Origin of the sequence: Kribbella alba (genome assembly GCF_039529635.1) — a bacterium.
Taxonomy (GTDB): domain Bacteria; phylum Actinomycetota; class Actinomycetes; order Propionibacteriales; family Kribbellaceae; genus Kribbella; species Kribbella alba.
The window spans coordinates 804,423-830,284 of sequence record NZ_BAAANE010000007.1 but is presented as its reverse complement, the minus strand read 5'-3'; the positions used below and the strand labels follow the sequence as shown (position 1 = coordinate 830,284).

At 67.5% G+C, this 25,862-nt stretch carries 20 protein-coding genes and 1 pseudogene; 9 read left to right on the top strand and 12 right to left on the bottom strand.

The window, feature by feature from the left end:
• Positions 1–3: 3 nt before the first annotated feature.
• From ABD210_RS21795 to ABD210_RS21765, 7 genes and pseudogenes are all read right to left on the bottom strand, one after another.
• Positions 4–264: a hypothetical protein gene (locus ABD210_RS21795; protein WP_344113738.1), complete on the bottom strand. Its 261-nt coding sequence runs from the start codon at positions 262–264 to the stop codon at positions 4–6.
• A 353-nt stretch (positions 265–617) separates the two neighbouring features.
• Positions 618–1,217 (bottom strand): GNAT family N-acetyltransferase, encoded by a 600-nt coding sequence (locus tag ABD210_RS21790; protein WP_344113737.1) that lies wholly within the window; start codon positions 1,215–1,217, stop codon positions 618–620.
• 1,345 nt (positions 1,218–2,562) lie between these two features.
• Entirely contained in the window at positions 2,563–3,099 is a 537-nt protein-coding gene (locus ABD210_RS21785; RefSeq protein ID WP_344114131.1) for a DUF5753 domain-containing protein, read from the bottom strand.
• Between the two features lie 105 nt (positions 3,100–3,204).
• Positions 3,205–3,417: pseudogene (locus ABD210_RS21780) on the bottom strand (helix-turn-helix domain-containing protein); the annotation flags it as partial.
• Positions 3,418–3,434: 17 nt separating this feature from the next.
• The gene (locus ABD210_RS21775) at positions 3,435–3,947 is read right to left on the bottom strand and encodes a DUF6879 family protein (protein WP_344113736.1); all 513 of its coding nucleotides are present in this window, start codon (positions 3,945–3,947) and stop codon (positions 3,435–3,437) included.
• Positions 3,937–4,161: a hypothetical protein gene (locus tag ABD210_RS21770; protein ID WP_344113735.1), complete on the bottom strand. Its 225-nt coding sequence runs from the start codon at positions 4,159–4,161 to the stop codon at positions 3,937–3,939. Before ABD210_RS21770 ends, ABD210_RS21775 begins: the two co-directional genes overlap by 11 nt.
• A gap of 704 nt (positions 4,162–4,865) precedes the next feature.
• Entirely contained in the window at positions 4,866–6,188 is a 1,323-nt protein-coding gene (locus ABD210_RS21765) for an acyl-CoA dehydrogenase family protein (RefSeq protein WP_344113734.1), read from the bottom strand.
• Between the two features lie 113 nt (positions 6,189–6,301).
• Here ABD210_RS21765 and ABD210_RS21760 point away from each other — a divergent pair, with 113 nt between their 5' ends.
• The 4 genes from ABD210_RS21760 to ABD210_RS21745 are packed head-to-tail and all read left to right on the top strand — an operon-like array spanning position 6,302 to position 10,521.
• Positions 6,302–7,039 (top strand): TetR/AcrR family transcriptional regulator, encoded by a 738-nt coding sequence (locus ABD210_RS21760; RefSeq protein WP_344113733.1) that lies wholly within the window; start codon positions 6,302–6,304, stop codon positions 7,037–7,039.
• Positions 7,036–8,322 carry an acetyl-CoA C-acetyltransferase gene (locus ABD210_RS21755; RefSeq protein WP_344113731.1) on the top strand — a complete coding sequence of 429 codons (1,287 nt, stop codon included), beginning with the start codon at positions 7,036–7,038 and terminating at the stop codon, positions 8,320–8,322. Before ABD210_RS21760 ends, ABD210_RS21755 begins: the two co-directional genes overlap by 4 nt.
• Positions 8,319–9,662: a 3-oxoacyl-ACP reductase gene (locus ABD210_RS21750; RefSeq protein WP_344113730.1), complete on the top strand. Its 1,344-nt coding sequence runs from the start codon at positions 8,319–8,321 to the stop codon at positions 9,660–9,662. The genes ABD210_RS21755 and ABD210_RS21750 overlap by 4 nt, the downstream gene beginning before the upstream one ends.
• Position 9,663: 1 nt before the next feature.
• Complete coding sequence (locus ABD210_RS21745) at positions 9,664–10,521, top strand: MaoC/PaaZ C-terminal domain-containing protein (RefSeq protein ID WP_344113728.1); 858 nt, start codon at positions 9,664–9,666, stop codon at positions 10,519–10,521.
• A gap of 73 nt (positions 10,522–10,594) precedes the next feature.
• On the opposite strand, the gene thrS is transcribed toward ABD210_RS21745, so the two are convergent.
• From thrS to ABD210_RS21730, 3 genes are all read right to left on the bottom strand, one after another.
• Positions 10,595–11,854 (bottom strand): threonine--tRNA ligase, encoded by a 1,260-nt coding sequence (gene thrS / locus ABD210_RS21740; RefSeq protein ID WP_344113727.1) that lies wholly within the window; start codon positions 11,852–11,854, stop codon positions 10,595–10,597.
• A 165-nt stretch (positions 11,855–12,019) separates the two neighbouring features.
• The gene (locus ABD210_RS21735; RefSeq protein ID WP_344113725.1) at positions 12,020–12,868 is read right to left on the bottom strand and encodes an acyl-CoA thioesterase; all 849 of its coding nucleotides are present in this window, start codon (positions 12,866–12,868) and stop codon (positions 12,020–12,022) included.
• Between the two features lie 206 nt (positions 12,869–13,074).
• Positions 13,075–13,989, bottom strand: coding sequence for a proteasome assembly chaperone family protein (locus ABD210_RS21730; protein WP_344113724.1), 915 nt, complete (start codon positions 13,987–13,989; stop codon positions 13,075–13,077).
• 215 nt (positions 13,990–14,204) lie between these two features.
• On the opposite strand from ABD210_RS21730, the gene ABD210_RS21725 reads away from it, so the two are divergent.
• The 3 genes from ABD210_RS21725 (at position 14,205) to ABD210_RS21715 (ending at position 17,739) form a co-directional block, all read left to right on the top strand.
• Positions 14,205–15,254, top strand: a complete 1,050-nt coding sequence (locus ABD210_RS21725) for a hydroxyacid dehydrogenase (protein WP_344113723.1) — start codon at positions 14,205–14,207, stop codon at positions 15,252–15,254.
• Positions 15,251–17,143 (top strand): DUF2264 domain-containing protein, encoded by a 1,893-nt coding sequence (locus tag ABD210_RS21720; RefSeq protein WP_344113721.1) that lies wholly within the window; start codon positions 15,251–15,253, stop codon positions 17,141–17,143. The genes ABD210_RS21725 and ABD210_RS21720 overlap by 4 nt, the downstream gene beginning before the upstream one ends.
• A gap of 68 nt (positions 17,144–17,211) precedes the next feature.
• Positions 17,212–17,739, top strand: a complete 528-nt coding sequence (locus ABD210_RS21715) for a ferritin (protein WP_344113720.1) — start codon at positions 17,212–17,214, stop codon at positions 17,737–17,739.
• Positions 17,740–17,756: 17 nt separating this feature from the next.
• Here ABD210_RS21715 and ABD210_RS21710 read toward each other — a convergent pair whose 3' ends face one another.
• Both ABD210_RS21710 and ABD210_RS21705 read right to left on the bottom strand, forming a co-directional pair.
• Positions 17,757–19,664 carry a DUF2207 domain-containing protein gene (locus ABD210_RS21710; RefSeq protein ID WP_344113719.1) on the bottom strand — a complete coding sequence of 636 codons (1,908 nt, stop codon included), beginning with the start codon at positions 19,662–19,664 and terminating at the stop codon, positions 17,757–17,759.
• Positions 19,665–19,702: 38 nt separating this feature from the next.
• A complete protein-coding gene (locus tag ABD210_RS21705; protein ID WP_344113718.1) occupies positions 19,703–20,920 on the bottom strand; it encodes a tyrosine-type recombinase/integrase in 1,218 nt (405 codons plus the stop codon).
• A gap of 1,225 nt (positions 20,921–22,145) precedes the next feature.
• On the opposite strand from ABD210_RS21705, the gene ABD210_RS21700 reads away from it, so the two are divergent.
• Positions 22,146–23,096, top strand: a complete 951-nt coding sequence (locus ABD210_RS21700; RefSeq protein ID WP_344113717.1) for a coiled-coil domain-containing protein — start codon at positions 22,146–22,148, stop codon at positions 23,094–23,096.
• 628 nt (positions 23,097–23,724) lie between these two features.
• A complete protein-coding gene (locus ABD210_RS21695; protein WP_344113716.1) occupies positions 23,725–25,860 on the top strand; it encodes an elongation factor G-like protein EF-G2 in 2,136 nt (711 codons plus the stop codon).
• Positions 25,861–25,862: the final 2 nt, after the last annotated feature.

Below are 25,862 nucleotides of genomic sequence, written 5' to 3'. Positions count from 1 at the left end.
GGGTCAGCTTCCCGGACAGCCCTTTCGCGGCGTGCTTCTCCTCGGGACTACTTTGGCCGCGTTCCTGACCTCCGTCGTACTGTCCGCGTCGACCTCGTGCTTGGTCACCTTGTCCGCATGCGAACTGTTGGGCGGCAAGGTGTCTTCGACGTCGGCCTTGATCGCCGCCTCTTCTCGGTGGGACATGAGGCCACCTCGCGCCGCCTCCGCGTCCGGGTACGCAGCGATGTACAGGTCGACTGAAGCCTTGATGTCAGATCCCACGGGTCTCTCCTCTGATCAGGCTACAGCGGCCGCACGCAGTGCGACGTACCTCTCGTCGACAATGCCTACAGCCCCGGTGGGAAGCCTCACCCCGGGCGGACTAGGTGCCTTGAGCGGCGTGCAACACCCGAATCAATTCACCCCGCACGGATGATGCTCACCGTCAGCTCTCAGCAACGATCCAGGTCAACCGTCGCCCCTAGTGGGCCGACCATGACTGCGCGAGACGAATGCCATGGGCTGCCTGTTCGCCATGCTCGCCGGGCCCGGCCTCGTGGACTAGGTGGCGATGGACGTGCTGCCGGTGGTGTTCGGGTCGGGCAAACGCTATCGCGCAGGGTGTTTGGGGCAGGTCAGGCTGGGGCGACGGTGCGGGTGACAACCCAGCGGTGCGGGGAGATCGGACGCGTACGAGTGAAGCCGTGGTTCTCGAAGGCGACCATCGGTCCGGTGTGCAGGAACGATCCCGACACTTTGCGATCGTCAGTCTCTTCGGGATAGCCCTCGACCGTACCGCCACCCAGGCGAGCGATCTTGGCCAGCGCGCCACCGAGTGCAGCATTCGCCACCCCGCGGCCGCGCAAGCCCTTGCCGGTGAAGAAGCAGGTGATACGCCAGTCAGGCAGGGTGACCAAGCCTTTCTCGTAGAGGCGACGGCTCTTGACCTCCGGCAGCTCCTCGGGACTGCCGAACTGGCACCACCCCAGGCACTCGTCGTCGGAGAACACCAGCGCGGCATGGGTACGCCCCTCGTGGACGCGCTGCTCCTTCTCGGCCCGGTTCTCGGCCGCCGTACGACCCTTGCCGAGCTTGACGTGGAAGCCCACACACCAGCAGCCGCCCCAGACGCCGTTGTTCGCCTCCACCAGTCGCGCAAACGCCGGCCACGTCTCATCATCCAATGCCCGGACAGAGAGCGCGGCGGTCTCTTCCGTCTTCGCCGATTCGCCCATGGACACTATGTCAGCACGCTTCTGCCGATCTGTCGTGAATTTGCACCCTCCTAACCCTTGCTACGGGCAAACGCATCAGACCGTCGGAGATCCAACCAGGCCCCCGGCCAGGCACCTGGTGGTCAGTGCACGCTGCGTCCCACGTTGCGGCCAACTCCGCGTCCCCGCACGCCTTGATTAGACCGTCCGACATCTCGCTTCGCATCCTGGCAACCTGGTTAGACCGCGCAGACGTGTTTGGATCGCTCCCCGCGGGTGTCGCCAGCGCCTGGCAGGACGGCCTGCCCATGGACGCTCAGATCCTCATCCTGACCACGGCCGCCGAAGGCCTGCACCGAGCCTTGCATCCCGACGAGAAGCGATTCCCCGAGGACGAAGGAGCGATAGTTCGACAGGCTGCGACTGAAGCAGTTCGCGCGATCCGTCCTGCAGCTGCGGACGCAGTGAGCGGTTTCCTCAGCCACGTGCATGAGGTCAGCTACGCAACTCGACTACGGCAGCTGGCCGCCCGCGCCGAGAAACTCGTCCCGGGAATTACTGGGCATACCGCCCCGCTGGAAGGACCTCGTCTTCGCCATCCGCAACGAGTATGCGCACCAACCATCCACAGAGTGGATGAGCGAGGCCGAAATCGACCGTCTACTCACCGCGTCCGAGTCACTCCGTTGGATTCTCCGACTCCTGTTCCTCGACCAAGCAGGCCTTGATCCTGAGCTCATGGCCGCCAGGTTTCGCCTGAGCCAGCGATACAACTACTTCGTCCGCGATGCTGCCGATTGGCAACCGAAGGTCTACTCGAAGAAGCCCCGCAAGGGATAGGGGGCATGGCCCCACATCTGGGTGGACATCCGTATGTTTATGCGGCTCACTTACGACTGAACGATGGCGTGGGTCGTAGCCATCCGGCCGGCCTCCGTTGCGGCGTTCCACCGCCATCGCCCGGAGGACCCATCGGCGCAATTGCCGGTCACGACGTTCCGTCGCCTACCCAAACAGCCAGTCGGGCCGCGAGAGGTCACCGTCGTCGAGCCACGCAATGCCGGCCGCGTCCCTGTGTGGGCCCTGGTGGTAGCCGAGGAGACATGGATCATCGGTATGCGGGTTGCGGCCGTCGCAATCCAGTTCTTGTGCTGAACGCAGCACCGGCCACTCGCGCGTCCGCTGCCTGGTCAGGTTCACTCTGCCGTCCTCCGATCACTGCTGACGCTTGGATCGGCCAGGGCGACAGGGCAGGAGAACTACGCGCCGCCCTACGCACGCTGGGGCTCACCCATCGCCCTGACCGTGGTTAGACGGTATGAGTTCAGAAGACTCCGCCACTACGAACTTGCACGGACTTGCATGGCTATTCGAGAACCTCGAGAGCAGTGGCGATCAGGCGTCTCGCGGGGGCTCCGACAACGGCGATCTCGGCCAACCGGGCGAAGGCGTCGGCGTACATTGCGATTTCGCCGGGCTGAGTGATGGTGAGGTACCCGGAGATCAGTTCGACGTTGACCTGGGCGTCGTCGAAGATCCAGAAATCCTCGACTGGGGGCATCGCAGTACGGTCCGCGCCGAGGGGCAGGATGCCGAGGGAGACTGACGGCAACTCGCTGACGGTGAGGAGGTAGCCGAGCTGGCCGGCCATGACGTCGGTGTCCCCCATGACGTTCCGGAGGACGGCCTCCTCGATCAAAACGGCGAACGTCCGGTCCTTCTGGTGGAGCAACTTCAGGCGCTCGTTCCGCACCTGGACGGCACCCTCGACGTCATCGGGCAGTCCGCGGCGGGCTGCGGTGCCGCGAAGGAGAGCGCGCGTGTAGCTCTCGGTCTGCACTGCGCCAGGGATCAGCCACGGCGAGTACGTACGGAAGCGTTTGGTGCGCTGCCAGACAGGCATCACGGACTCATGGGCACGCCGAAGCCCGCCACGTTCCATCCGCCTCCACTGGACGAACATGCCCTCGATCGCTTCCAGCGAGGCGATGAGGTCGGCGGTCTGATCAGGCGCCCCACACTGCGCAGCCCAGAGACGAAGGTCTTCTGCCGATGGTGCGGTCTTGCCGTTCTCTATGCGCGAGACCTTCGACTCGCTCCAGCCGCACGATGACGCGAGTGCCCGCCCGGTGAGGCCGGCAGTCTTCCGGATCTCACCGAGACGGACACCAAAGTCACGTTTGGCCTTCTGAGCGTTCGAGAAGGCAGGGGGCGTCGGCAACGGTTACAGGCCTCTTGTCAGCTCGGTTTGTACTCCGCGTGCGGGATCGCACGATCCCACACAGCATCGAACGCAGCTACGCATAACTTAGCCAGACCGGGATCGTCAGTGCGCTCTTCACCGACCCATGTCCCGTTGCCGTCGCAGAAGTTCCACAGCACGACTTGCTCGTCGAACACCCAGAAGTCGTTCGGTGGGACCAACAGCCCGGCCGTCAGCTTCCGCGGCAGCCAACGCACCTGCTCGCCGGCGGCTATGTTGTGCGGCTCGGTGACGTCATACTCGAACTGCACGTACTCACTGATCGGCTCCGACACGATGCGGGCTCGCCGTACCTCGACTCCCCTGCCTGTCGTGTCACGCACTAGGTCATGGAACGTCTGCCAGCGCTCGGCAGGATCGAAGTGGTTGCCCGCCTTCCACTCGTTCCAGTCCGGGTCGTCGGGTTCGTACAGATCCCGAGTCTCGAGGTGCAGCGCGCTGTGCTGAGCCGAGCGGAACAGTTGGAAGGCCAGGGGTTCAGCTGTCACCTATTGCTCCTCTCAGTACCGACGCCATTCGAGCCGGGATCCGCACTACCGTCTCGTTGTCCTGTACTGCGGCCGTGGCGTTCACCTCTGCCATCGTCTCAGCGTCGAGCTTGAAGCCCTGGATGACGATGCTGTTGTCGGCGTCGTCGACCCAAACTGTCGGACAGTTCGTGTTCGGGCAGGGGTTGTCCGTGCCGATGTATCGCAATGCCATGTCTCTACTCCGTTCGCGAGCTTGCATGGACTTGCAGTCTAGGTTGAATGCGATCAAAGGCGAACAGTAGCTGGCGTGTCACGCACCGCAGATGCCGTCTCGCCGCTGAGGCCGGGCGAGGTGAAGGTGGTCGCCCATCGGCTGCAAGAACGCCGTTCTCTCCTCGACCCGCGCGTTGAGCTACCGCACGTCAACACGAGGGAGGCGCGGCGTCATGGCCTACGCGAAGGATCAGTGGACTCGGCCGGAGAAGAAGGCCGATGGGACGACGGAGCGGGTGCGTAATCGGAAGTGGGGACGTGGGAAGCGGTGGTTGGCAGTTTGGATTGATCCTCAGGGGACGAGCGGTCGAAGGCGTTTGGGACGAAGGTGGCTGCGGAGCGACATGGGGCTGCCATGGAGACCGATCGGGAGCGTGGGGAGTACATCGATCCGAATGCGGGGAAGGTTCGGTTTGAGGTTGCGGCGGAGCGGTGGTTGGCGTCGCGGGTTGTGGATCCGGCCAGTGCGATCAAGTACGAATCGTCGCTGCGGTTGAGCGGGCGCGGAAGGCTGTGGACTCCAGGTTGGCTCGGCTTTTCGCTCTGAAATCTCACGGAGCAGGGATGGAGCAGGCCGCCATACGCTCGCCCACTACCTCATGGGAGCCGCACGACGGCCTGGATTGCGGAGAGCCTGGAATCAGTCTCTGAGCTGTGGGAACGTCAGCGGATACGCATCCCCGAGATCGCCCGAGAAATCACCAGCCGCTGAATCTCCGAGGTCCCTTCGAAGATGGTGTAGATCTTGGCGTCTCGGTGCATGCGCTCTACCGGGTATTCGCGGGTGTAGCCGTTGCCGCCGAGGATCTGGATGGCTTCCTCGGAGACCTTCACCGCCACCTCGCCGGCCTTGAGCTTCGCCATCGACCCCTCGCCGTTGCGGTAGTCGGGGGTCTCGCCGCGCATCAGGGCCGCGGACATGTTGGCGGCACGCCAGACGAGCAGGCGGGCCGCGTCGATCTCCATCGCCATGTCGGCGAGCTTGAAGGCGATGCCCTGGTTGTCGATGATCGGCCGACCGAACTGCTCGCGGCCCTTGGCGTAGTCGAGCGCGAACTCGTACGCCGCCCGCGCGATGCCGACCGCCTGCGCCCCGACGATGTGCCGGGTCATCTCGAAGGTCGCCATGGATGCGTTCCGCGCCCGGTTGCCGTCGCGGGGCTCCCGCGCCTTGGCGAGGCGGGCGTCGAGCTTCTCCTTGCCGCCGAGCACGTTCGCGCCCGGGATCCGCACGTTGTCGAAGAAGACGTCGGCGGTGTGGGACGCACGGAGGCCGTGCTTCCGCAGCTTGGTGCCCTGCTCGAGCCCCTTCACCTCGGACTTCGGTACTACGAACGCGGCCTGGCCCTTCGTCCCCAGCGACGGGTCGACCGTGGCGACGACGACGTGGATGTCGGCGATTCCACCGTTCGTGGCCCAGGCCTTCTGCCCGTTGATGATCCACTGATCGGTCTTCTCGTCGTACGTCGCCTTGGTACGGATCGCGGATACGTCGGAGCCGGCGCCCGGCTCGGACGAACAGAAGGCAGCGACGCGCACATCGTCAGCCGTGCCGTAGCAGCGCGGCAGCCACTGGCTCCACTGCTCGGGGGTTCCGTTGGAGAAGATCGCGGAGCTGGCCAGTCCGGTGCCCATCAGGGACATGCCGATCCCGGCATCACCCCAGAAGAGTTCCTCGTGCACCAGCGGCATCAGCAGGCCGGACGGGTCGATGAAGAGGTTGATGTTCGCGTCCAGACCGTAGAGGCCGACCTTCGCGGCTTCCTGGATCACCGGCCAGGGCGTCGTCTCACGCTCGTCCCACTCGGAGGCGGCCGGGCGGATCACGGACGCGGCGAACTCGTGCGCCCAGTCGCGGATCTCCTTCTGCTCGTCGTTCAGCTGGAGCGAGAAGGTGCTCCACTCCGGCTTCGAACGCTCGGCGGCCAACTCCCCCGCCAGCGCCATCACATCGGCCGACAGCTGCGGCGTCTTCGGGTCGGTCATGGTCATCGAATCCTCCGGCGAACCTGCAGGGGTAGGAGCTTCAACAGTGATGTTACCCACGAGTGTAACTATCGTTTGCACCGAGGGGTACCGCTGTGACTAAGATCGGAGGCATGAGCTCCGCGTTGCTCGCGATCGGACGCCGCCGGACCACGGCGGAGCGTCGTCGCGACCGGGAGCGGGACATCATCCGGGCCACCCGGGAGTTGTTCGACGAGCGCGGCACCATCGACGCCCAGATCGACGACATCGCCAAACGCGTCGGCATCAACAAGGCCCTGATCTACCGGCACTTCGCCGGCAAGGAAGAGTTGTTCGCGCTCACGCTGGTCGACTACCTCGGCGAGCTTGACGAGCGCCTGGACGCGGTCGACGGCCCCCGGCGCGCGCCGATGAACCGGCTCCGCGCGCTGAGCGAGGTCTTCGTCGACTTCTGCCTGGAATACCCCGCGTTCGCCGATTGCGCGATGAGCCTGTTGCGGCGCACCGGCGAGGAACTGTTCGGCGAGATCACCGAACCGGTGATGACAAAGCTCGGTACGGCGATGGGCACCGCGCTGGAGCGGATCTCGGTGATCCTGCGGGCGGGGCAGAAGTCCGGGGTCTTCGACGAGGTGGACACCGACTACCTGGCCAACCACCTCTACACCCAGACGCTCGGTGCGATGCACATGGCCCGGATGGGCCTGATCGTGTCGAGCAACAGCCCCGGCCACCCGGTCGTGCACCATGCCGACATCGACACCGTCCGGTCTACGGCCATCACCGCCACCCTGGCCACCGCAGTAGGCCGCAAAGCCCTGACCAGCACCCGGCGCTCCACCTCACGAAAAGCAGGAGATAACCCGTGACCGAGACCCGCAAGGTGGCCGTTGTCGCCGGCAACCGAATCCCGTTCGCCCGGCAGGACAAGACCTACCGGCACGCCTCGAACTCCGACATGCTCACGGCCGCGCTGAACGGCCTGGTCGATCGCACCGGACTCGGCGGCCAGGAGCTCGGCGAGGTGGTCGCCGGTGCTGTGTTGAAGCACGCGCGCGACTGGAACATGGTCCGCGAGGTCGTGCTCGGATCGAAGCTCGCGCCGACGACCCCGGCATACGACATCCAGCAGGCCTGCGGGACCGGGCTGGAGGCGGCCATCCTGGTGGCGAACAAGATCGCCCTCGGGCAGATCGACGCAGGCATCGCAGGCGGCGTCGACACAGCCTCCGACGCGCCGATCGCGGTGAACGACGAGCTCCGCAACGTCTTGCTCGACCTCAACCGGGCCAAGTCCCTCCCCGACCGGCTCAAGGTGCTGGCCAAGCTCCGCCCGAAGGACATCGTCCCCGAGATCCCCCGCAACGCCGAGCCGCGGACCCGCAAGTCGATGGGCGAGCACGCTGCCCTGACCGCGCTCGAATGGGGCATCACCCGCGAGGCGCAGGACGAGCTGGCGTACCGCTCGCACCAGAACCTGGCGGCCGCCTACGATCGCGGCTTCCAGAACGACCTGATCACGCCGTACCTGGGGCTCGAGAAGGATCAGAACCTGCGCCCGGACACCACGGTCGAGAAGCTCGCGAAGCTCAAGCCGGTGTTCGGCAAGGGCGAGACCGCGACGATGACCGCGGGGAACTCCACTCCCCTGACGGATGGCGCGTCGACGGTGCTGCTGTCCACCGAGGAGTGGGCCGCCGAGCGCGGGTTGCGTCCGCTCGCGTACCTCACGCACTCCCAGACCGCGGCCGTCGACTACGTCAAGGGTGCGGAAGGCCTGCTGATGGCACCCGCGTACGCCGTACCGCGGATGCTGGCGCGCGCCGGGCTGACTCTGCAGGATTTCGACTACTACGAGATCCACGAGGCGTTCGCGTCCCAGGTGCTGGCGACGCTGAAGGCCTGGGAGGACCCGATCTTCTGCAAGGAGCGCCTCGGCCTGGACGCGCCGCTGGGTGAGATCGACCGCGACAAACTGAACGTGAACGGCAGTTCGCTCGCGGCAGGTCACCCGTTCGCCGCGACCGGCGGGCGGATCGTCGCCGCGCTGGCCAAGCAGCTGCACGAGAGCGGCGGTGGGCGCGGGCTGATCTCGATCTGCGCGGCCGGCGGCCAGGGCGTCGTCGCCATCCTGGAGGGGAGCAACAGATGACGGACCGCTATCAGACCTTCACCCGGACGCCGCTGGGCCGGACCTTGGTGAAGAACCTGGGGCTGCCGGACCCGGCACCGCTGCCGCGGTGGACCGAAGGCGCGGCGGTGATCGACGGACCGGTGGTCTTCGGCGCAATCGGCGAAACCGACGCGGGCAAGGCGATCCAGGCCCTGCTGCGCGATGTCGGAGCCTCCTTCAGTACTGCGGCCGAGGGGGTCGCGTCGAGCGAGTTGCGGCCGAAGGCGCTGGTGTTCGACGCGACCGGTGCCTCGTCCACCGCGGATCTCACCTCGCTGCAGCGGTTCTTCTCCCCCGTCATCCGCCAGCTCGGTACTGCGGGCCGGGTGATCGTCGTCGGCCGGACCCCAGAGCTGGCCGCGAGTCCCGAGCAGCAGATCGCCCAGCGCGCGCTGGAGGGATTCACCCGGTCGCTCGGCAAGGAGGTCAAGCGCGGCGCAACGGTCAACCTGGTCTACGTGGCACCTGACGCGCATGACCAGCTGGACTCCACGCTGCGGTTCTTCCTTTCGCCCAAGTCGGCGTACGTGAGTGCTCAGGTGGTGCGGATCGGCACCGGCCCGGTGGTCGGCAACGACCCGGACGGACCGCTCACCGGGAAGGTCGCACTGGTGACCGGAGCCGCCCGGGGTATCGGCGAGGCCATCGCCAGGACACTGGCCCGCGACGGAGCCACCGTGCTCGGCGTCGACGTACCGCAGAACGCCAACGACCTGCGGCAGGTCGTGAAGTCGATCGGCGGCCACGAGCTGCTCCTGGATGTCACCGCGATCGATGCTCCGCAAAGGGTCGCGGCGGCAGCCGAGCAGCTTGGTGGGCTCGACATCGTCGTCCACAACGCAGGGATCACCCGGGACAAGCGCCTGGCGAACATGCGCACGGACACCTGGGACGCAGTGCTCGACGTCAACCTGCGCGCACCCGAGCGAATCACCGCGCACCTGGTGGAGTCCGGCGCGCTGAAGGACGGCGGCTCGGTGATCGGGGTCTCCTCGATCGCGGGGATCGCGGGCAACAACGGCCAGACGAACTACGCGACCTCCAAGGCCGGCGTGATCGGCCTGGTGCAGGCGTTGGCGCCGCGGCTGAGTGACCGGCAGATCCGGATCAACGCGGTCGCCCCGGGCTTCATCGAGACCGAGATGACAGCGAAGATCCCGTTCACGATCCGCGAGGTCGGGCGCCGGCTGAACTCCCTGCAGCAGGGCGGGTTGCCGATCGACGTGGCCGAAACGATCGCCTGGTTCGCCGATCCGGCCTCCGCAGGCGTCACCGGCAACGTGGTCCGCGTCTGCGGCCAGAGCCTGCTCGGCGCCTGACATGCCGACCCGCCGGTACGACGATTCGCCCGGGCTCGGCTCGCTCTATGCCCGGACGGTGAAGGCGACCCTGCGCAAAGCGGAGTACGAGCCGGACACGGACGGGCTGACGCTGGAACTCCCGCGCGCGACGGTCGACCAGGACCACCTCGCGGCGTACCGGGAGGTGACCGGGTTCAGCGCGGGGCCGGCTCTGCCGGTGACGTATCCCCACGTGCTGGCCTTCCCGCTGCACCTGGATCTGATGTCGGACCCGTCGTTCCCGTACAAGCCGATGGGGATCGTGCATCTGTCGAACACGATCACCCAGCTGAAGCCGCTGCCGATGCACGCGGAGTTCGCGATCAACGTGCACAGCAGTCCGGAACGGCCGCATCCGAAGGGGACCGTGTTCGACGTCCTCAGCTCGGTGAGCGTGGACAACGAGGTCGTGTGGACGGACTCGACCGCGCTGCTGAGCCGTTCGTCGGGGACGCCCTCGGCGCATCCGGACCTCCTACCGGATCCGGAACTGGAGCCGACAGCGTTCTGGGATCTCCGCGGCAACCTGGGCCGCCGGTACGCCGCGGCCTCGGGCGACCGGAACCCGATCCACCTGTTCAAGCTGTCGGCCCAGGCGTTCGGCTTCCCCCGCCAGATCGCTCACGGCATGTGGGCCAAGGCGGCATCCCTCGCGTCGATCGAGCGCGCCGGCGGACTGCCCGAGGCCTACACGGTCCGCGTCGACTTCCGCAAACCGCTCCTCCTCCCCTCCCACGTCCGGTTCGGGCACCGCCGCACCGACAACACGATCGACTTCGCCCTCTACAACGGCGACCAGACCCAAACCCACCTCGTCGGCCAACTGCAGACTCGCTGAACCGTCCAAGGCGCGCCGGCTCCAGGCCTTCACCCCGGCAGACCTCGGACCACCCCAGGTGACCTGCCCGCTGTCACGACATCACCGCCTCCGACCGGCTGGCTGCGTGTTGGAGTGATGGGGGTTGGCAGCTGTCGCGGAGGTGGTCGAGGATCGGCGAGATCTCGGCCGGGTCCTGTCGCCGGCCATCGCGTTGGCGGACGGCGATGAGGCCGTCGGCGGCCTCGCGGGCGCCGATGACGGCCTGGTACGGAGCCAGTCGGTTCTCTCGGATACGGGCGCCGAGGCTGCCTTCGTCGGCATGCGCCAACTCGACTCGCAACCCACGATCCATCGCACGCCGGACCACCTCAGCGGCTGCCTTCTCTTCGTTGTCAGAGATGGGCAGTACTACGAGCTGGACCGGGGCGAGCCACGCCGGGAAGGCGCCGCCGTGGACCTCGATCAGGTGGGCGACGGCTCGTTCGATGCTGCCGACGATCGCGCGATGCACCATCACCGGGCGATGCTTGTTGCCGTCGGCACCGATGTACTCCAGGCCGAAGGCGGCCGGCTGGTGGAAGTCCACCTGGATGGTCGACAGGCTGAACTCCCGACCGGCCGCATCCTCCATCTGGATGTCGATCTTCGGACCATAGAACGCCGCCTCTCCCGGGGCTTCCTCGTAGTCGATGCCCGCATTGTCGAGCACGTCCTTCAGCAGCCCGGCGGCACGCGCCCAACTATCCGCATCCCCGACGTACTTGCTGTCCGGTTCGCCGAACTTCGCACCCTCCGCAGGCAGCGACAGCAGGTACCGAGCGGCGCTGATCCCGAGGTCGCGGTACGCCTGGTTGATCAACTCGAGCGCCTTGCCGGCCTCCTCCGCGACCTGGTCGAGGCTGCAGAAGATGTGCCCGTCATTGAGCTGCATAGCGCGCACCCTGGTGAGGCCGCCGAGCACACCGGAAAGCTCCGAACGGTACTGTCCGCCGAGCTCGGAGATCCGCAGCGGCAGTTCGCGATAACTGTGCGCGCGGGAGCGGTAGATCAGCGCGTGGTGTGGACACAGGCTCGGCCGCAGCACGATCTGCTCACCGCCGATATCCATCGGCGGGTACATGTCGTCGCTGTACTTCGACCAGTGGCCCGAGATCTCATAGAGCTCGCGCTTGCCGAGCACCGGCGAATAGACCTGCTGATAACCGGCTTTCCGTTCGACCTCGACGATGTACCGCTCGAGCGCCTGCCGGATCGCGGCACCAGCGGGCAACCAGTAGGGCAGACCCGCTCCGATCAGCGGATCCGAGTCGAACAGGCCGAGTTCACGGCCGAGTTTGCGGTGGTCGTACATGTGGACTCCTCAAGATGGTGAGGCGAGTGTCCACATGGCGAAGCCCCGGGGCACTCGCCCCGGGGCTTCGAATTTCGACAGTCAACTGTCAGCGCGCCGGGACATACCTCGGCGTCGTCGTCTCTACAGCGCGCTGCTTCATGCCGTCGAAGCTAACAGACCCAGTCAACTGTCTTCCTCGCCGAGATCGAGCCCGACCGGGCGGATCAGGCCTTCCTGCGCGACCGAGGCGACCAGCCGGCCGTCCTCACTGAAGAGCCGCCCGGTGGCGAACCCGCGCGCACCCGAGGCCGACGGCGAGGCCTGGTCGTAGAGCAGCCACTCGTCGGCCCGGAACGGCCGGTGGAACCAGAGCGCATGGTCGAGCGAAGCCGGCTGGATCCGCTCGTCGCCGATGATGATGCCGTGCGGCAACAAGCTTGCCCCGAGCAACGTCAGGTCACTCGCATACGCCAGGACGCAAGCATGCAAGGCCGGATCATCCGGAAGCTTGCCTGCGGCACGGATCCAGAACTGCCGGCCACTTACACCGGCGAGCCGGACGTCGAGCGCGGCCCACTCCTTGTTCCAGTCCTCGGCCTTGCGACCCGAGGCCTGCTCGAAGACCGAGGCGAGGGTGGGCGCATGCTCCGGTGGAACCAGCTCGTCCGGCATCGGATCGGAGTGGTCCAGCCCCGGCTCGGGACGCTGGTACGACGCCGACATGTAGAAGATCGTCCTGCCATGCTGCGACGCGACCACCCGGCGGCTGCTGAAGGACTTACCGTCCCTGATCCGCTCGGTCTGATACTCGATCGGTACTGCGGTGTCGCCCGGCCGCAGGAAGTAGCCGTGCAGCGAGTGCACGATCCGCTCCGGGTCGACCGTACCGCTGGCTGCGACCAGGGCCTGGCCGAGCACCTGTCCCCCGAAGACGCGCTGCGCCGAGGTCTGCGGCTGCCGGCCGCGAAACAGGTCGTCGTCGATCATCTCCAGGTCGAGCAACTCGACCAGATCCTCCAGGGACTCGGGCATGCCTCATCCTGACAGGTCCACGCGGCTCACACCGTGCAGACCCGGACTGAGCAGGTGTGGCTGCGGTCACGCGGTGGTTTTCGGTGAGCTCTCGGTCGCACGCGGTAAGTCGATGAACGCTCCGGGCCCGCCCCTGCGCGCCTCGTCCAGACAGCGGTCGGCCGGGCTGCCTTTTGGCAGCCCGGCCGACCGACGTCACGTAGTACTCAGTTGTCGTCGTCGCGGTTGAGCTCGGCGAGGAACTGCTCGACCTCTGCGCCCAGCTCCTCGGCCGACGGCGTGGAGCCGGCCAGCAGACTCCCGCGGCTAAGAGAGCCGGCAGCAGCGTCGTACTGCGTCTCCAGCGCGTTCACCACGGCCGCGGCATCGTCGGAAGCCTCGATCTGCTCGTCCACCAGTCGCCCGGTCACGGCAGCCTCGTCCAGCAACGCCTTGCTAGGTAAAAGCAGGCCGGTCGCAGCCGAGATCGCGTGCACCAGCGCCAGCGCAGCAGCGGGGAAGCGGTTTTCCGCCAAGTAGTGCGGCACGTGCACCGCGAACCCCATGGCGTCCTTGCCGGCCTCACCGAGCCGCACCTGCAACATGGTCGCCGCGCTCGACGGCAGCCGCATCTCGCCGTCCCAGATGTTCGACCGCGTCACCAGCTCGGGCCGGGTGGCGTGGGCGGTCAGCCCCAGCGGCCGCGTGTGCGGCACGCCCATCGGGATGCCGTGCACACCAACGGTCAGGGTCACGTTGTATCGATCGATCAGCTGGCGCACCGCACCAGCGAACCGGTTCCAGTGGTTGTCGGGCTCGGCACCCTCGAGCAGCAGGAATTCCACGCCGGCGTCGTCCTTCATCAGGTGAAGGGACAGCTGCGGCGGGCTGTAGTCGATGAACCGGTCTTCCGCGAACGTCACCTCGGGACGGCGGGCGCGGTAGTCGTGCAGGAGATCGACGTCGAAACGCGCCAGCAGGCTGTTCTCCAGCACTTCGAGCAAGTGGTCGGCGGTCACGCGGCCGGCCTGCCCGGCGTCCATGAACCCGTCCAGCGAGAGCACCATGACCTTCGGCGAAGCCGCCGGGCCGGTCGCCACCGACTCGTCGACGATCTCGTAGAGGTCGTCCGGTCGCAGCATCGTCGTTCTCCTTCACAGTGGCCTTCAGGGCGGGTAGGCCCCTCTATCCTGCCTTCTGAGGGTTCAACGTCGCCCCGGCGGGCAGGAATTCCTGCTGCTGGGAACTTTTCTGAGCTCCACCTCCGGCCGGCAGGAAGGTCCCGGCCGGGCTGGCGGCAAGTGCCACGACGCGGACACGACGAGCGGATTCGGAAAGCGCTTGCTAGCGTGCTCCTGTGCGCACCGAATCCGATCCATCCGTCTCCGCCCCGCCCGCAGGCGGTTCGACCCAGCCGACCGTGATGCTGGCGATGAACGAGTCCAGCCGCGCCCGGGTGCTGGTCCCCGCGGTCCACGCCCGTCTCGACCGCGTCGCCCACGTACTGCGGGTCGGCCCGGGCGCCGCGTTCCTCGCCGACCCCGAGATCCGGGACGCCCTCGGCGAGGTGGACGTGCTGCTGACAGGTTGGGGGTGTCCTGCGATCTCCCCCGAGGTGCTCGTCGCGGCGCCGAAGCTGCAGGCGATCATCCACGCGGCCGGCTCGGTGAAGGGGTTCGTCGACCCTGCCGTGTTCGACCGCGGCATCCAGGTCTCGTCCGCGGTCGTCGCGAATGCGTTGCCGGTCGCCGAATTCACGGTCGCCATGATCATCCTCAGCGGGAAGCGCGCCCTCCGCCTGGGGGCGGAGTACAAGGCAACCAAGCATCGGCCGGATCCCAGCAACGTGCCGGGCAACTACGGCAGCACGGTCGGCCTGCTCGGGGCGTCTCGGATCGGCCGGATGGTGGCGGAGCGCCTGCGCGCCTTCGACCTCGAAGTACTGATCAGCGATCCGTATCTGAGCGAAGCAGAGGCTTCCGAGTTGGGTGCTGAGCTGGTCGAGCTGGACGCCTTGTTCAGTCGCAGCGACATCCTCAGCGTGCACGCCCCACTGCTGCCGGAGACCGTCGGGCTGGTGGACGCCAGGCTGCTCGGGTTGCTGCGCGACGGCTCGGTGCTGATCAACACCGCCCGCGGCCGGATCATCGACGCCGCCGCGCTCGAGAAGGAGTGCCGGTCCGGCCGGATCGACGCGGTCCTCGACGTGACCGACCCCGAACCGCTGCCGCCGGACTCCCCGCTGCTCGAACTGCCCAACGTGTTCCTCACCCCGCACCTGGCCGGCGCCGTCGGGAACGAGGTCGCGCGGTTGGGCGAACTCGCAGTGGGTGAGGTCGAACGTTTCGCCGCCGGCGTGCCTCTTCTCCATGCCATCACTGCCACCGACCTCGGGAGGATCGCATGAGCCGCCTCGTGCTCCCTGACACCGATCGCGTCCTGTCCCGCCAGACCGGCTGGGTCCGGGCCCACTGGGAGGCGCTCGCGGATCACCTGCTCGACTCGCTGGTTCCGTACTTCTCCCCCGGTGCCGCTCGCGTCGTGCTGCCCGGTCGGCCCAGCCGGTCCGGGACCGCGTCCGACGAGCTCGAGGGATTCGCGCGTTCGTTCATGCTGGCCGCGTTCCGGATCGCCGGCGTGCGCGGCAAGGGCTGTGAGCAGCTGATCGAGCGGTACGCGCGTGGTGTGGCCAACGGCGCGAACCCCGACCACCCGGAGGCCTGGCTGCGGCTCACGCCGAAGTCCCAGCAGATGGTGGAGGCCGCGGCGATCGCGGTCGCGCTGCACGAGTCGCGCGAGTGGATCTGGGACCGGCTCGACACCCGCGCTCAGGAGCACGTGGCCGAGTGGCTCGGCGGGTTCATCGGTTCCACCACGCACGACAACAACTGGCGGTTGTTCCAGGTCGTCAGCGAGCAGTTCCTGGCGTCGGTCGGCGCGCCGTACTCGAAGGAGGACATCGAGGGTGGGCTGGACCGGATCGAGGACTGGTACGTCGGCGACGGCTGGTATTCCGACGGTGACGGGCAGAACTTCGACAACTACATCGGCTGGGCCATGCACCTCTACCCGGGCCTGTGGACGCGGATGGCCGCCGCCACACCGGGCGCGGAGTACGACGATCGGCTGAAGGTCTACCAGGACAGGCTGCGATTGTTCCTCCAGGACGCGGTGCACCTGGTCGGGAACGACGGGGCTCCCGTGTATCAAGGGCGTTCGCTGACGTATCGGATGGCCGCGGCCACGCCGTACTGGATGGGTCAGGTGCTCGACGCGACACCGCTCAGCCCGGGGCAGACCCGGCGGCTGTGCTCGGGGATCGCCCGCCACTTCGTGCAGCACGGCGTACCGGATGAGCGCGGGTTGCTGTCGCTGGGTTGGTACGACACGTTCCTGCCGACGACCCAGTCGTACTCCGGACCTGGTTCGCCGTACTGGGCGAGCAAGGGGTTCATCGGCCTGTTGCTGCCGCCGGAGCACCCGGTGTGGAGTGATCCCGAGGAGACGATCCCGCTCGACGAGGCCGACCAGGTCCGTTCGATGCCCGCGCCGGGCTGGTTGGTGCACGCGAGCCGGCACGACCAGGTCGTGCGGTTGATCAACCACGGCGCCGACCACGCGCCACCGACCGAGCCGGAAGGTGTCGAGCCGGCGGGCGATCCGCACTACGACCGCCTTGCGTTCGCCAACCACGCCGGGCCCGAGCTGACCGACTCCTCCGCCCGCGTCGACAACCTGATCGCGCTGGTCGATCGGCAGGGCCGGTCGAGCAGCCGAGGGCGGATCCGGCGGATCTCCATCGGCGCGCGGTCCGCGGCCTCGTGGCACAAGGCGTGGCTCGGCGAGGAGGGACCGTGGCGGATCGAGACGGCGTCGGTGGTTCACGGCGGCTGGGAGATCCGCTGCGCGCTGGTGGAAGGGCCGGCCGGGGCCCTGGTCCGGAGCGGTGGCTTCGCGGTCGCGGGCGACTCCTTGCCTGCGGCAACGGCCGGCGCCGGCTGGGCCTCGGCGCGGAACGCGGACGGGCTGATGTCGGCGGTCGTCGACCTGCACGGGTACGGCGAGGCCGGGGTGTACCGCGATCTCGGGGCGAACCCGTTCGGCGCGCACTCAGCCACGCCGTACCTGACGGCTGGTCATCTCGGTGAGCCACTGGTGCTCGTGCACGCTGTGTTGCTGACCAGGGACGCGATCCCGCCCGAGGCGCTTGCCGATGGCATCGAACTTGCGGTGTCCGGTCACGAGGTGACTATCACCTTGCCAGGGGCGGAGACGGAAACCGTCAGGCTGGGCTGAGCTGGTTTCTGGGGCCGTGCGGGCTTGCCAACGGTGAGAATCGGAGGCAGGCGCACTACATTGGCGGGATGAGCACGTACGCGAAACTCCTCCAGGAACAGATTCGTAACGAATTCACGGCGGCGCAGCAGTACACGGCAGTGGCTGTCTGGTACGACGACCAGGACCTCCCGCGGCTCGCGGGGCACTTCTACAAGCAGGCCCTGGAAGAGCGGAACCACGCGATGATGATGGTCCGGTACCTGCTCGACAAGGACATCCGACCGCAGATCCCCGGCTCCGGTGACGTGGTGAACGACTTCGACACCGCGCTGGCGCCGCTCGAACTCGCGCTGCGGCAGGAGGTCACGGTCACCAAGCAGATCGAGACGCTGGCCCGGACGGCGCGCGACGAGAGCGACTACATCGGCGAGCAGTTCATGCAGTGGTTCCTCAAGGAACAGGTCGAGGAGGTCGCCGCGATGACAACGCTGGTCAACGTCGCCAAGCGGGCCGGCGACAACCTCTTCCACCTCGAGGACTTCCTGGCCCGCGAGGTCGTCGGCGACGCCGGCGCAGACCCGACCGCACCTCCCGCCGCCGGCGGCAAGGTCTGACCCAGGGCGGCGGGTCTTTACCAGGAGCCGCCGCCTCCGCCGCCTCCACCGCCGCCGGATGAGCCGCCGCTGAAGCCGGAGGAGCTACCGCCTCCGCCACCGCTTCCGGCAGGCGCCGGGGGTGGGTCGAACGTGTGGGCCACGGTCTGACTGATGCTGCCGGCCGCGAAGCCCGAGCTGTAATACGAGGGTCCCGTGTACCAGTAGGGATCGGACGGGATCCGCCCTGCGGCGACCAGTTGGGCGCAGACCCGCTGCCACCGATCCGCGAGATCGAAGGCGATCGCCCAGGGCAGGTACCTGCTGAAGATGTCCTCGCCCTCTTCGAACCGGAGCTGGTCCGCTTCGGCAGTGGCCAGGTAGGTCCGGAATCCGATCAGCTGATCGGTCACCGCGCGACCGGCCGGATTCCGCTGGCCCTGGCCGCGCTTCCCGATCCAGATGCCGACGGCAACGAGTACCGCGACGACCGGGATGACGATGATGGCGGCCCGGCCCAGGCCACCCGTCGCCGCGCCGATCGCAGTACCGGCGATGCCTGCTCCGAAAACCCAGATGCCGACCATGGCGAGGCAGGCGCAGCGGGCGCCACTTGCGAAGCTGGAGCCGCCGCCGGCGCGGGGCATCCGCAGGTACCACTGCCGCTGCCTGATCTGCTCGCGCAGGGCCGCGATCATCGCATCGTGTGCGTGCCGCATCGAGGTGTCCCCCACCGGCCTGCGTTCCAGAGTGATCTCCGAACCCGGCTGCAGCGAGGGGAACAGACCCTGCAGCAGCACCTGCTCGTGCGGAGCTGTGGCGACGCCTGGGTTCAGCAGAACCGCCTTCTGCTCGGCACCGGTGTTGTCGATCCGTAGTCCGCCTCGAACGGCGAGGTCGATCAGGGTCGCCGCGGTCTCGGTGGTGTCGGCCTTCGCGTCGATCAGCAGGCCGCCCTCGGCGACCGGGATCTTCGGCGGCGAGAAGGCGACCGGGATCTGGTCCTCGCTCAGGTCGTCCTTGACCGGTTCGGCGTTCACCCCGCTCGGCGGGAACGTTCCGGGCGGCAGGCCGGCGAAGCGCTGGTCGCGGTTGCCGTTCTTGGTGTACAGGACCGCGGCGACGATCGCGCCGAGCGTGGCGAGTCCGGAGCCGATGAGCCCGGGCACGCTGACACCCGCCCGCTGAAGCACTCCGGGCGGGTCGACCACGATCGGTGTGTCGTTGGTGACCACGCCGGCCCTGATGCCGGCGACGACCGTCAACTGCTCGCCACGGTTCAGGTTCGAGGCCCCGAAGAGTCCGGACTCACCTGTGATCGACTTCTGCTCGCAGGTATCGGTCGACCCCACCGGGCCGGCGAAACAGTCGACCTGCTGAACCCCTTCGGGAACGGCGACCTTCACCGACACTTTGCGCAGGACCGCATCCCAGCCGTCGCCGGTGGCATCCCAATAGAGCTCACTGTGATCCTCGAAGTGCCGCAGCGCCCCGCGGACGTCGTACGAGATGATGTAGGTCGCCTCGGTAGAGCTGATGGTCTGGTCGGCGGAGCCGATCTTGAGCTGCAGGCTCTCATCGCGGTCGTTGTTGGACTTGTTTGTCGTCTCGCTGAACTCGGCGCTCGCGCCGGTCGGGCTCGAGACCTTGATGTCGGAGATCTCGTACTTCTGATCCTTCGACCGATCGTCGGCGTAGACCTCGCGGGTGATCAGGTTGCGGTAGATGCCGTGCCGGCCCGGGCTGCCGAAGTGGTAGTCGATCTTTTCGATGACCTTCAGTACTCCGTCGCTGTCGACGGTGTAGTCGATCTGCATGGTGTTGACGACGTCGCCGAGGTCGGCCGGGCTGGTGGTGTGGGCCGAGGCTGGTGTGGCGCCCGCGAAGCCGGCCAGGATCAGGCCCACGAAGGCCGATGTGACCGCGGCGAAGAGTCCCCTACGCATGTCGTGACAGTAGCGACAGTCGGGGTCCGTGGGGCGTATCAGTTCGGCTTGGTGTCGCCGGCTGCCCGGATCGCTGCCTCGACCAGGTCCGCGGCAGTCGTGTCCCGGGTGCGGCGGCCGCGGTCGTAGTACTGCGTGGTCGCGATGCTCGCATGTCCCACATCGGCCTGCACGTGCTGGATCCGTGCGTCTTGCTCGAGCGCGATCGTCACGTACGCGTGCCGGAGCGCGTGCGGATGGATGCGATCGGCGACGTCCGCTAGCGCCGGACCAGCCTGTACTGCGACTCGCCGGAGCAAGGCATTCACGTCGAAGCGCGAGCAGCGTCCACCGTCCCGCGTGGCGATCAGTGGTGACACGGCTGCTGCGTTCGTGCGGCCGCGTAGTACAGGGGTTGCGGTGCCTGCTGTGCGGTCTCGCTCGGCTAGGTAGTTCTGTAAGGCGGTCGCGGCGAGCTCGGTCAGGTAGACCTCGCGGTGGATGCCACCTTTGCCCAGGACACGCAGCATCGGCTCACCCCCGGACACCATCAGCTTGTCGCGGTCGAGGCCCACTAGCTCGGAGACCCGAAGTCCTAGGGTCAGCAGGGCGACTACAGCGACCGCGCGAGCGGCGTACAGGTCGCGGTGGCGGGTGCGGTTGGGTAGCTGGGCTGCTGCGTCGAGTAGCGCGCGCAGTTGCCCGGCCGTGAGGCGGATAGTCGGCGAAGCATCACGGGCGCTGCGGTTGAGGCCTAGGCGCGTTCGGTTGAGCGCCGCAGGGTTGGCGGCCACTGCGCCGACCTCGGTGAGATGGCCGTAGAAGGCGGACAGGGTCGAGAGCATCCGCTGCCGGGTGCGCTTCTCGGCTCCTGCTGCTTCAAGGGTGTGGAGCCAGGCCTTCACGTCGAGGCCAGTTGCCGCACGTGGATCCATCGCGCGGCTTGCACACCACCTAAACCACGCCAGCTGATGCAGCGGCCCACTGCTTGCCGCGGGCGGCGCCGCCTTCGGTACTGCGCTTGTGCTGGCCGGGCTCATTGTTTCCACCCAGTGCTGGGGTAGTCCTAGCGCGTAGGCGTAAGTGCGGCGGGTTCCTGCATTCGCGTACTGACTCAGCCAGTCCGCGATCAACGCCTGAAGCACGTCAGCGTCCTCGACACCAGGCCATTCCTGCTCGGAGCGCTCGGGCGCCGCCAACTGGGTCCGGACAGCCTCGAGCACCACCAGCAGCCCTTCGCTGTCGCTGCCGGAACCGCCACCCATCAAGTCGCCCACTCCCCGATCCTCGCCCACCTCCACCCACCGCCTGCCTTTCCCACGCCGCCCGACCCCCACCGAGCAGCCTTCTCACGCCGCCCGACCCCCATCGAGCACCCTTCTCACGCCGCCCGAGCCCCACCGAGCACCCTTCTCAGACCACTCGCTCTCCGCCGGCGCACCGCTCGTCCACCACCAAGCGCCCCTTCTCAGGCACCCGCCAGCCGGTCGGCTGGCGGCCATTTCGTCGGCTGGCGCCAAGCAAGCCGCTATCGGTCAAACAGCCCGGCATCGGGCCTGGCACACTGACCCCCACCGAGCAGCCTTCCGACGCCGCCCGACCACACGCCTTCTCACTCCGCCCGACCCCCACCGAGCACCTTTCTCAGACCACTCGCTCTCCGCCGGCGCACCGCGCGTCCACCACCAAGCACCCCTTCTGAGCCACCCGCCAGCCGGTCGGCTGGCGGCCATTTCGTCGGCTGGCGCCAAGCAAGCCGCTATCGGTCAAACAGCCCGGCATCGGGCCTGGCGCACTCGGCCGGGTGGTGGGAAACCGGCCCTGAGTGGTGACCTTGTGCGCGGCCCAGTCATTTACACGGCCCGGAAACGGCTGGGCTGTGCACAAGGACGGGACTCGCCCCCGCTGAGCCGAACGCGCCGCCTCGCTCAGCACCACCTCGCTCAGCACCGCCTCGCTCAGCACCACCTGCTCAGCACCAGCCACTCAGCACCACCCGCTTGGCACCACCCGCTTGGCACAACCCGCTCAGCAGCAGCCGCTCAGCACCGCGATCGGCACCAGCCGCTCAGCACCGCTATCAGCACCACCCCCGCAGCCGCGCTGACGCCAACCACCACCGAACAACCACCCACTCGTCCGACCGGCGTGACCACCAGTTCGAGCCTCAGTCCCTGCGCGGCCAACGCCTGCCCGAGCCGCCAGCCGTTAAGTCGCCTGCCGCAGTCTCGCACCAACGAAACGCTGGTTTCGTGGGCTACTGGTTTGGTTTGCGAAACGCCGAATCGGTTTCCAGGTTTTGAAACCGCGAACGTCTACGCTCCGGAGCGTACGAAACGGGCTTTCTGGAGGGGCGACGTGGAGTTGACGGTGCGCGAGGACGTCGGGCGATGTGGCTATAGCAAGTGCCGGGCGGAGTTGCCTGCGCCTGGCGTTCAGGGCGGGCGGCCTCGGAGTTTCTGCCGGGATACGCGGTGGGATGGCGGGCGGACCTGCTCGCAGATGGCTCGGGCAGAGCGGGAGGCACTCGGCGCGCTGGGGCTCGACGCGGGCAGCAACACCTTCAGGCTGGATGCGGAGCGGTTGCGGGAACATCTCGATGCCGTCAGAGGGCCGGTGGAGTCCCTGACGGCCGCGCTTGCCGCGGTGACGACACGGCTTGATCAGGTTGAGGCAGCGGCAGTCGCGGCAGTGGAGGTTGCGCACGCTCAAGTGGCCGAAGCAGAGCGGGCTCGCGTCGCGGCTGAGGAAGCTCGGGAGGCGGCGGAGCATCGCACTCGGCAGAGCCTGGCGGCGGCTGAGCGGGCCGGCAAGGAACGGGCCGAGGCGGTCGAGCGGGCAAACGCGGCAGCGCGCCAAGCCCTCCAAGCAACCGAGGCTCTGGGCGCCGCCCGCCAAGAAGCCGATGAGGCAACCACCGCTCGCAGAACAGCGGAGGCCGTTGCTTCCCGGCAAGATGAACGCGCTCTTGCCGCCGAACGCGAGACCCGCGAAGTCGCAGTACTCGCCGAACGAACCGCAGGAGAGCGCGATGCCGCGCGCTCCGCCGAAGCGCAGGTCAGGGCGGACGCCGAGGCACTCCGCGCGGAACTGGCACTGGAACGAGACCGCTCACGCGAGGCCGAGACCGCCCGAGCGCACGCGGACGCCAACCGCCTCGCCGCCGAGGAAGCCGCATCCCAGGCGCTGACCAGAGCCGAGCAAGAACTCGCCCGCCTCCGTCAGCAGGCAGAGGCAGACACGCGCCAGGCCCGAACTGACTACGAATCCCTTGCCGCACGCCTCGAGGAAGAACGTCAGAACCACCGGAAAGCAGCCGCCCAAGCCGCTGCCGAAGCGGCCGCCGAGCTCAACAGCCTTCGCGCCGAACTGACCCAGGCCGACCCCGCGCGCCTCCACCCCGCAGATCTCCAAGCCGTCCTCACGGCCCTCACCACCAGATCCAGCGCCTGACCACCCCAACCGCAAGGCACAACCTCCCCCTGCCGCACATCAGCATGGCGCCCAGCACGGTTTCCGGCTGCGGGACGGCTGAGCTTGAGCAGGCTGTCGCCAAGTGGCGCCCGGACCGCAGGCCGAAGTCGGGGGTTCGGACAGGCCGTGGGCACCTCGGACAGGCCATTTCTTGTCCGAGGTCCCGGTTGCCTGTCCGAGGTCCCAACTTCAAGTGGCGCCCGGACTGAGGGCCGAAGTCGGGGGTTCGGACAGGCCGTGGGCGCCTCGGACAGGCCATTTCTTGTCCGAGGTCCAGGCGGCGTGTCCGAGGTCCCGGTCGCCTGTCCGAGGTCCCAACTTCAGGTGGCGCCCGGACTGAGGGCCGAAGTCGGGGGTTCGGACAGGCCGTGGGCGCCTCGGACAGGCCATTTCTTGTCCGAGGTCCAGGCGGCCTGTCCGAGGTCCCAACTGCCTGTCCGAGGTCCCAGCTTCTGCGCCGGCGGCCGGAGGTTGGGTGTGCCAGCTCGGCCGGGCTCCACCCAAGCGATGAGGGGGCGGGCCGGACCAGGTCGGACGGTTCTGGAGGTGATTGGTCTTGTCAGGGACGGGGAGTTGGGGGAATGGTGGCTTAACTAGGAGGAACGTCATGGCAGACAAGACGAATACTTCCCCGGGCGCTGGAGCCGCTCCTATTGCGGACAGTCCGGCCGCCATTCGCAACGTGGTGCTTGTCGGGCCGTCCGGCGCCGGCAAGACCACCCTCGTCGAGGCCCTGCTGGTTGCCTCCGGGGTGTTGTCCAGACCTGGTTCCGTGGTTGACGGGACGACGGTCTGCGACTGCGATGACGCGGAGATCAGGCAGCAGCGATCAGTGGGGCTGGCGCTGGCCCCGCTCCCCCACGACGGCATCAAGGTGAACCTGATCGACACCCCGGGCTATGCCGACTTCGTGGGTGAGCTCCGGGCCGGATTGAGAGCGGCAGATTGCGCTCTTTTCGTGATCCCGGCGAACGAAGCCGTCGACGAAACCACCAAGGCGCTCTGGCAGGAGTGCGACCAGGTCGGGATGCCGCGGGCTGTGGTGATCACGAAGCTCGATCACGCCCGGGCGAACTATGAGAACGCGCTCTCGTCTGCCCAGAACGCGTTCGGCGACAAGGTCCTGCCGCTGTACCTGCCTGCGGGTGAGGGGCTGGTCGGCCTGCTGTCGCAGACGCAGTACGAGTACTCCGACGGCAAGCGGACCACGCAAGCGCTCGACCCGTCGTACGCGGACCAGATCGAGGAGCAGCGCGGCACCCTGATCGAGGGGATCATCGAGGAATCCGAGGACGAGTCCCTGATGGACCGGTATCTCGGCGGTGAGGAGATCGACCAGGCGGTCCTGATCGAGGACCTCGAGAGAGCGGTTGCTCGCGGATCGTTCTTCCCGGCGATCCCGGTCTGCAGTGGAACGGGCGTCGGCACCCAGGAACTCCTGGAAGTCGCGACCAGCGGATTCCCGTCGCCGCTCGAGCACCCGCTGCCCGAGGTGTTCACACCGCACGGCGTCGCCCGCAAGAAGCTGACCTGCGATCCGGACGGACCTCTGCTGGCCGAGGTGGTGAAGACGACGTCGGACCCGTACGTCGGCAGGGTCAGCCTGGTCCGGGTGTTCTCCGGCACCATCAGGCCCGACACGACGGTTCATGTGTCGGGCCATTTCGCGTCCTTCTTCGGCGAGAGCAACACCCACGCCGACCACGACGAGGACGAGCGCATCGGCACCCTCTCGTTCCCCATCGGCCGGCAGCAACGACCCGCCTCCTCGGTGGTGGCGGGCGACCTCTGTGCGATCGGGCGACTGACCCGCGCAGAGACCGGCGACACGTTGTCGGACAAGACCGAACCATTGCTGCTCAAACCATGGACGATGCCGGAGCCGCTGCTGCCGATCGCAGTACAGGCTCATGCGAAGACCGATGAAGACAAGCTGTCGGGTGGGCTGCAGCGGTTGGCCGCGGAGGATCCGACGCTGCGGATCGAGCAGAACCCGGAAACCCATCAGATCGTGCTCTGGTGCATGGGTGAAGCGCACTCGGACGTGGTGCTCGACGCGCTCGCGAACCGGTACGGCGTGACGGTCGACACGGTGGAACTCCGTGTACCGCTGCGGGAGACCTTCGGCGGCAAGGCGAAGGGGCACGGCCGGCATGTGAAGCAGTCCGGCGGGCATGGTCAGTACGCCGTGTGCGACATCGAGGTGGAACCGCTGCCGGATGGCACGGAGTTCGAGTTCGTCGACAAGGTGGTCGGCGGGTCGGTGCCGCGGCAGTTCATCCCGAGTGTTGAGAAGGGCGTTCGCGCGCAGATGGAGAAGGGCGTCGGCGCGGGCTATCCGGTCGTCAACATCCGGGTCACGCTGCTGGACGGCAAGGCGCACAGCGTCGACTCGTCGGACATGGCATTCCAGATGGCCGGCGGACTGGCGTTGCGGGAGGCGGCCAGCGCGACGAAGGTGAGCTTGCTGGAGCCTGTGGACCTTGTCTCGGTGCTGGTGCCGGACGATCTGGTCGGCGCGGTGATGAGCGATCTGTCGGGCCGCCGGGGACGACTCCTCGGCACCGAGCGCGTCGGCGACAACCGCACGCTGGTGAAGGCCGAAGTGCCGCAGGTGGAGATCACCCGGTACTCGATCGACCTGAGATCGCTCTCTCACGGCGCAGCTTCGTTCTCCAGAAGCTTCGCTCGCTACGAAGCGATGCCGGACTCCGCAGCCGCCCGGGTCAAGTCGTCCGTCTGATC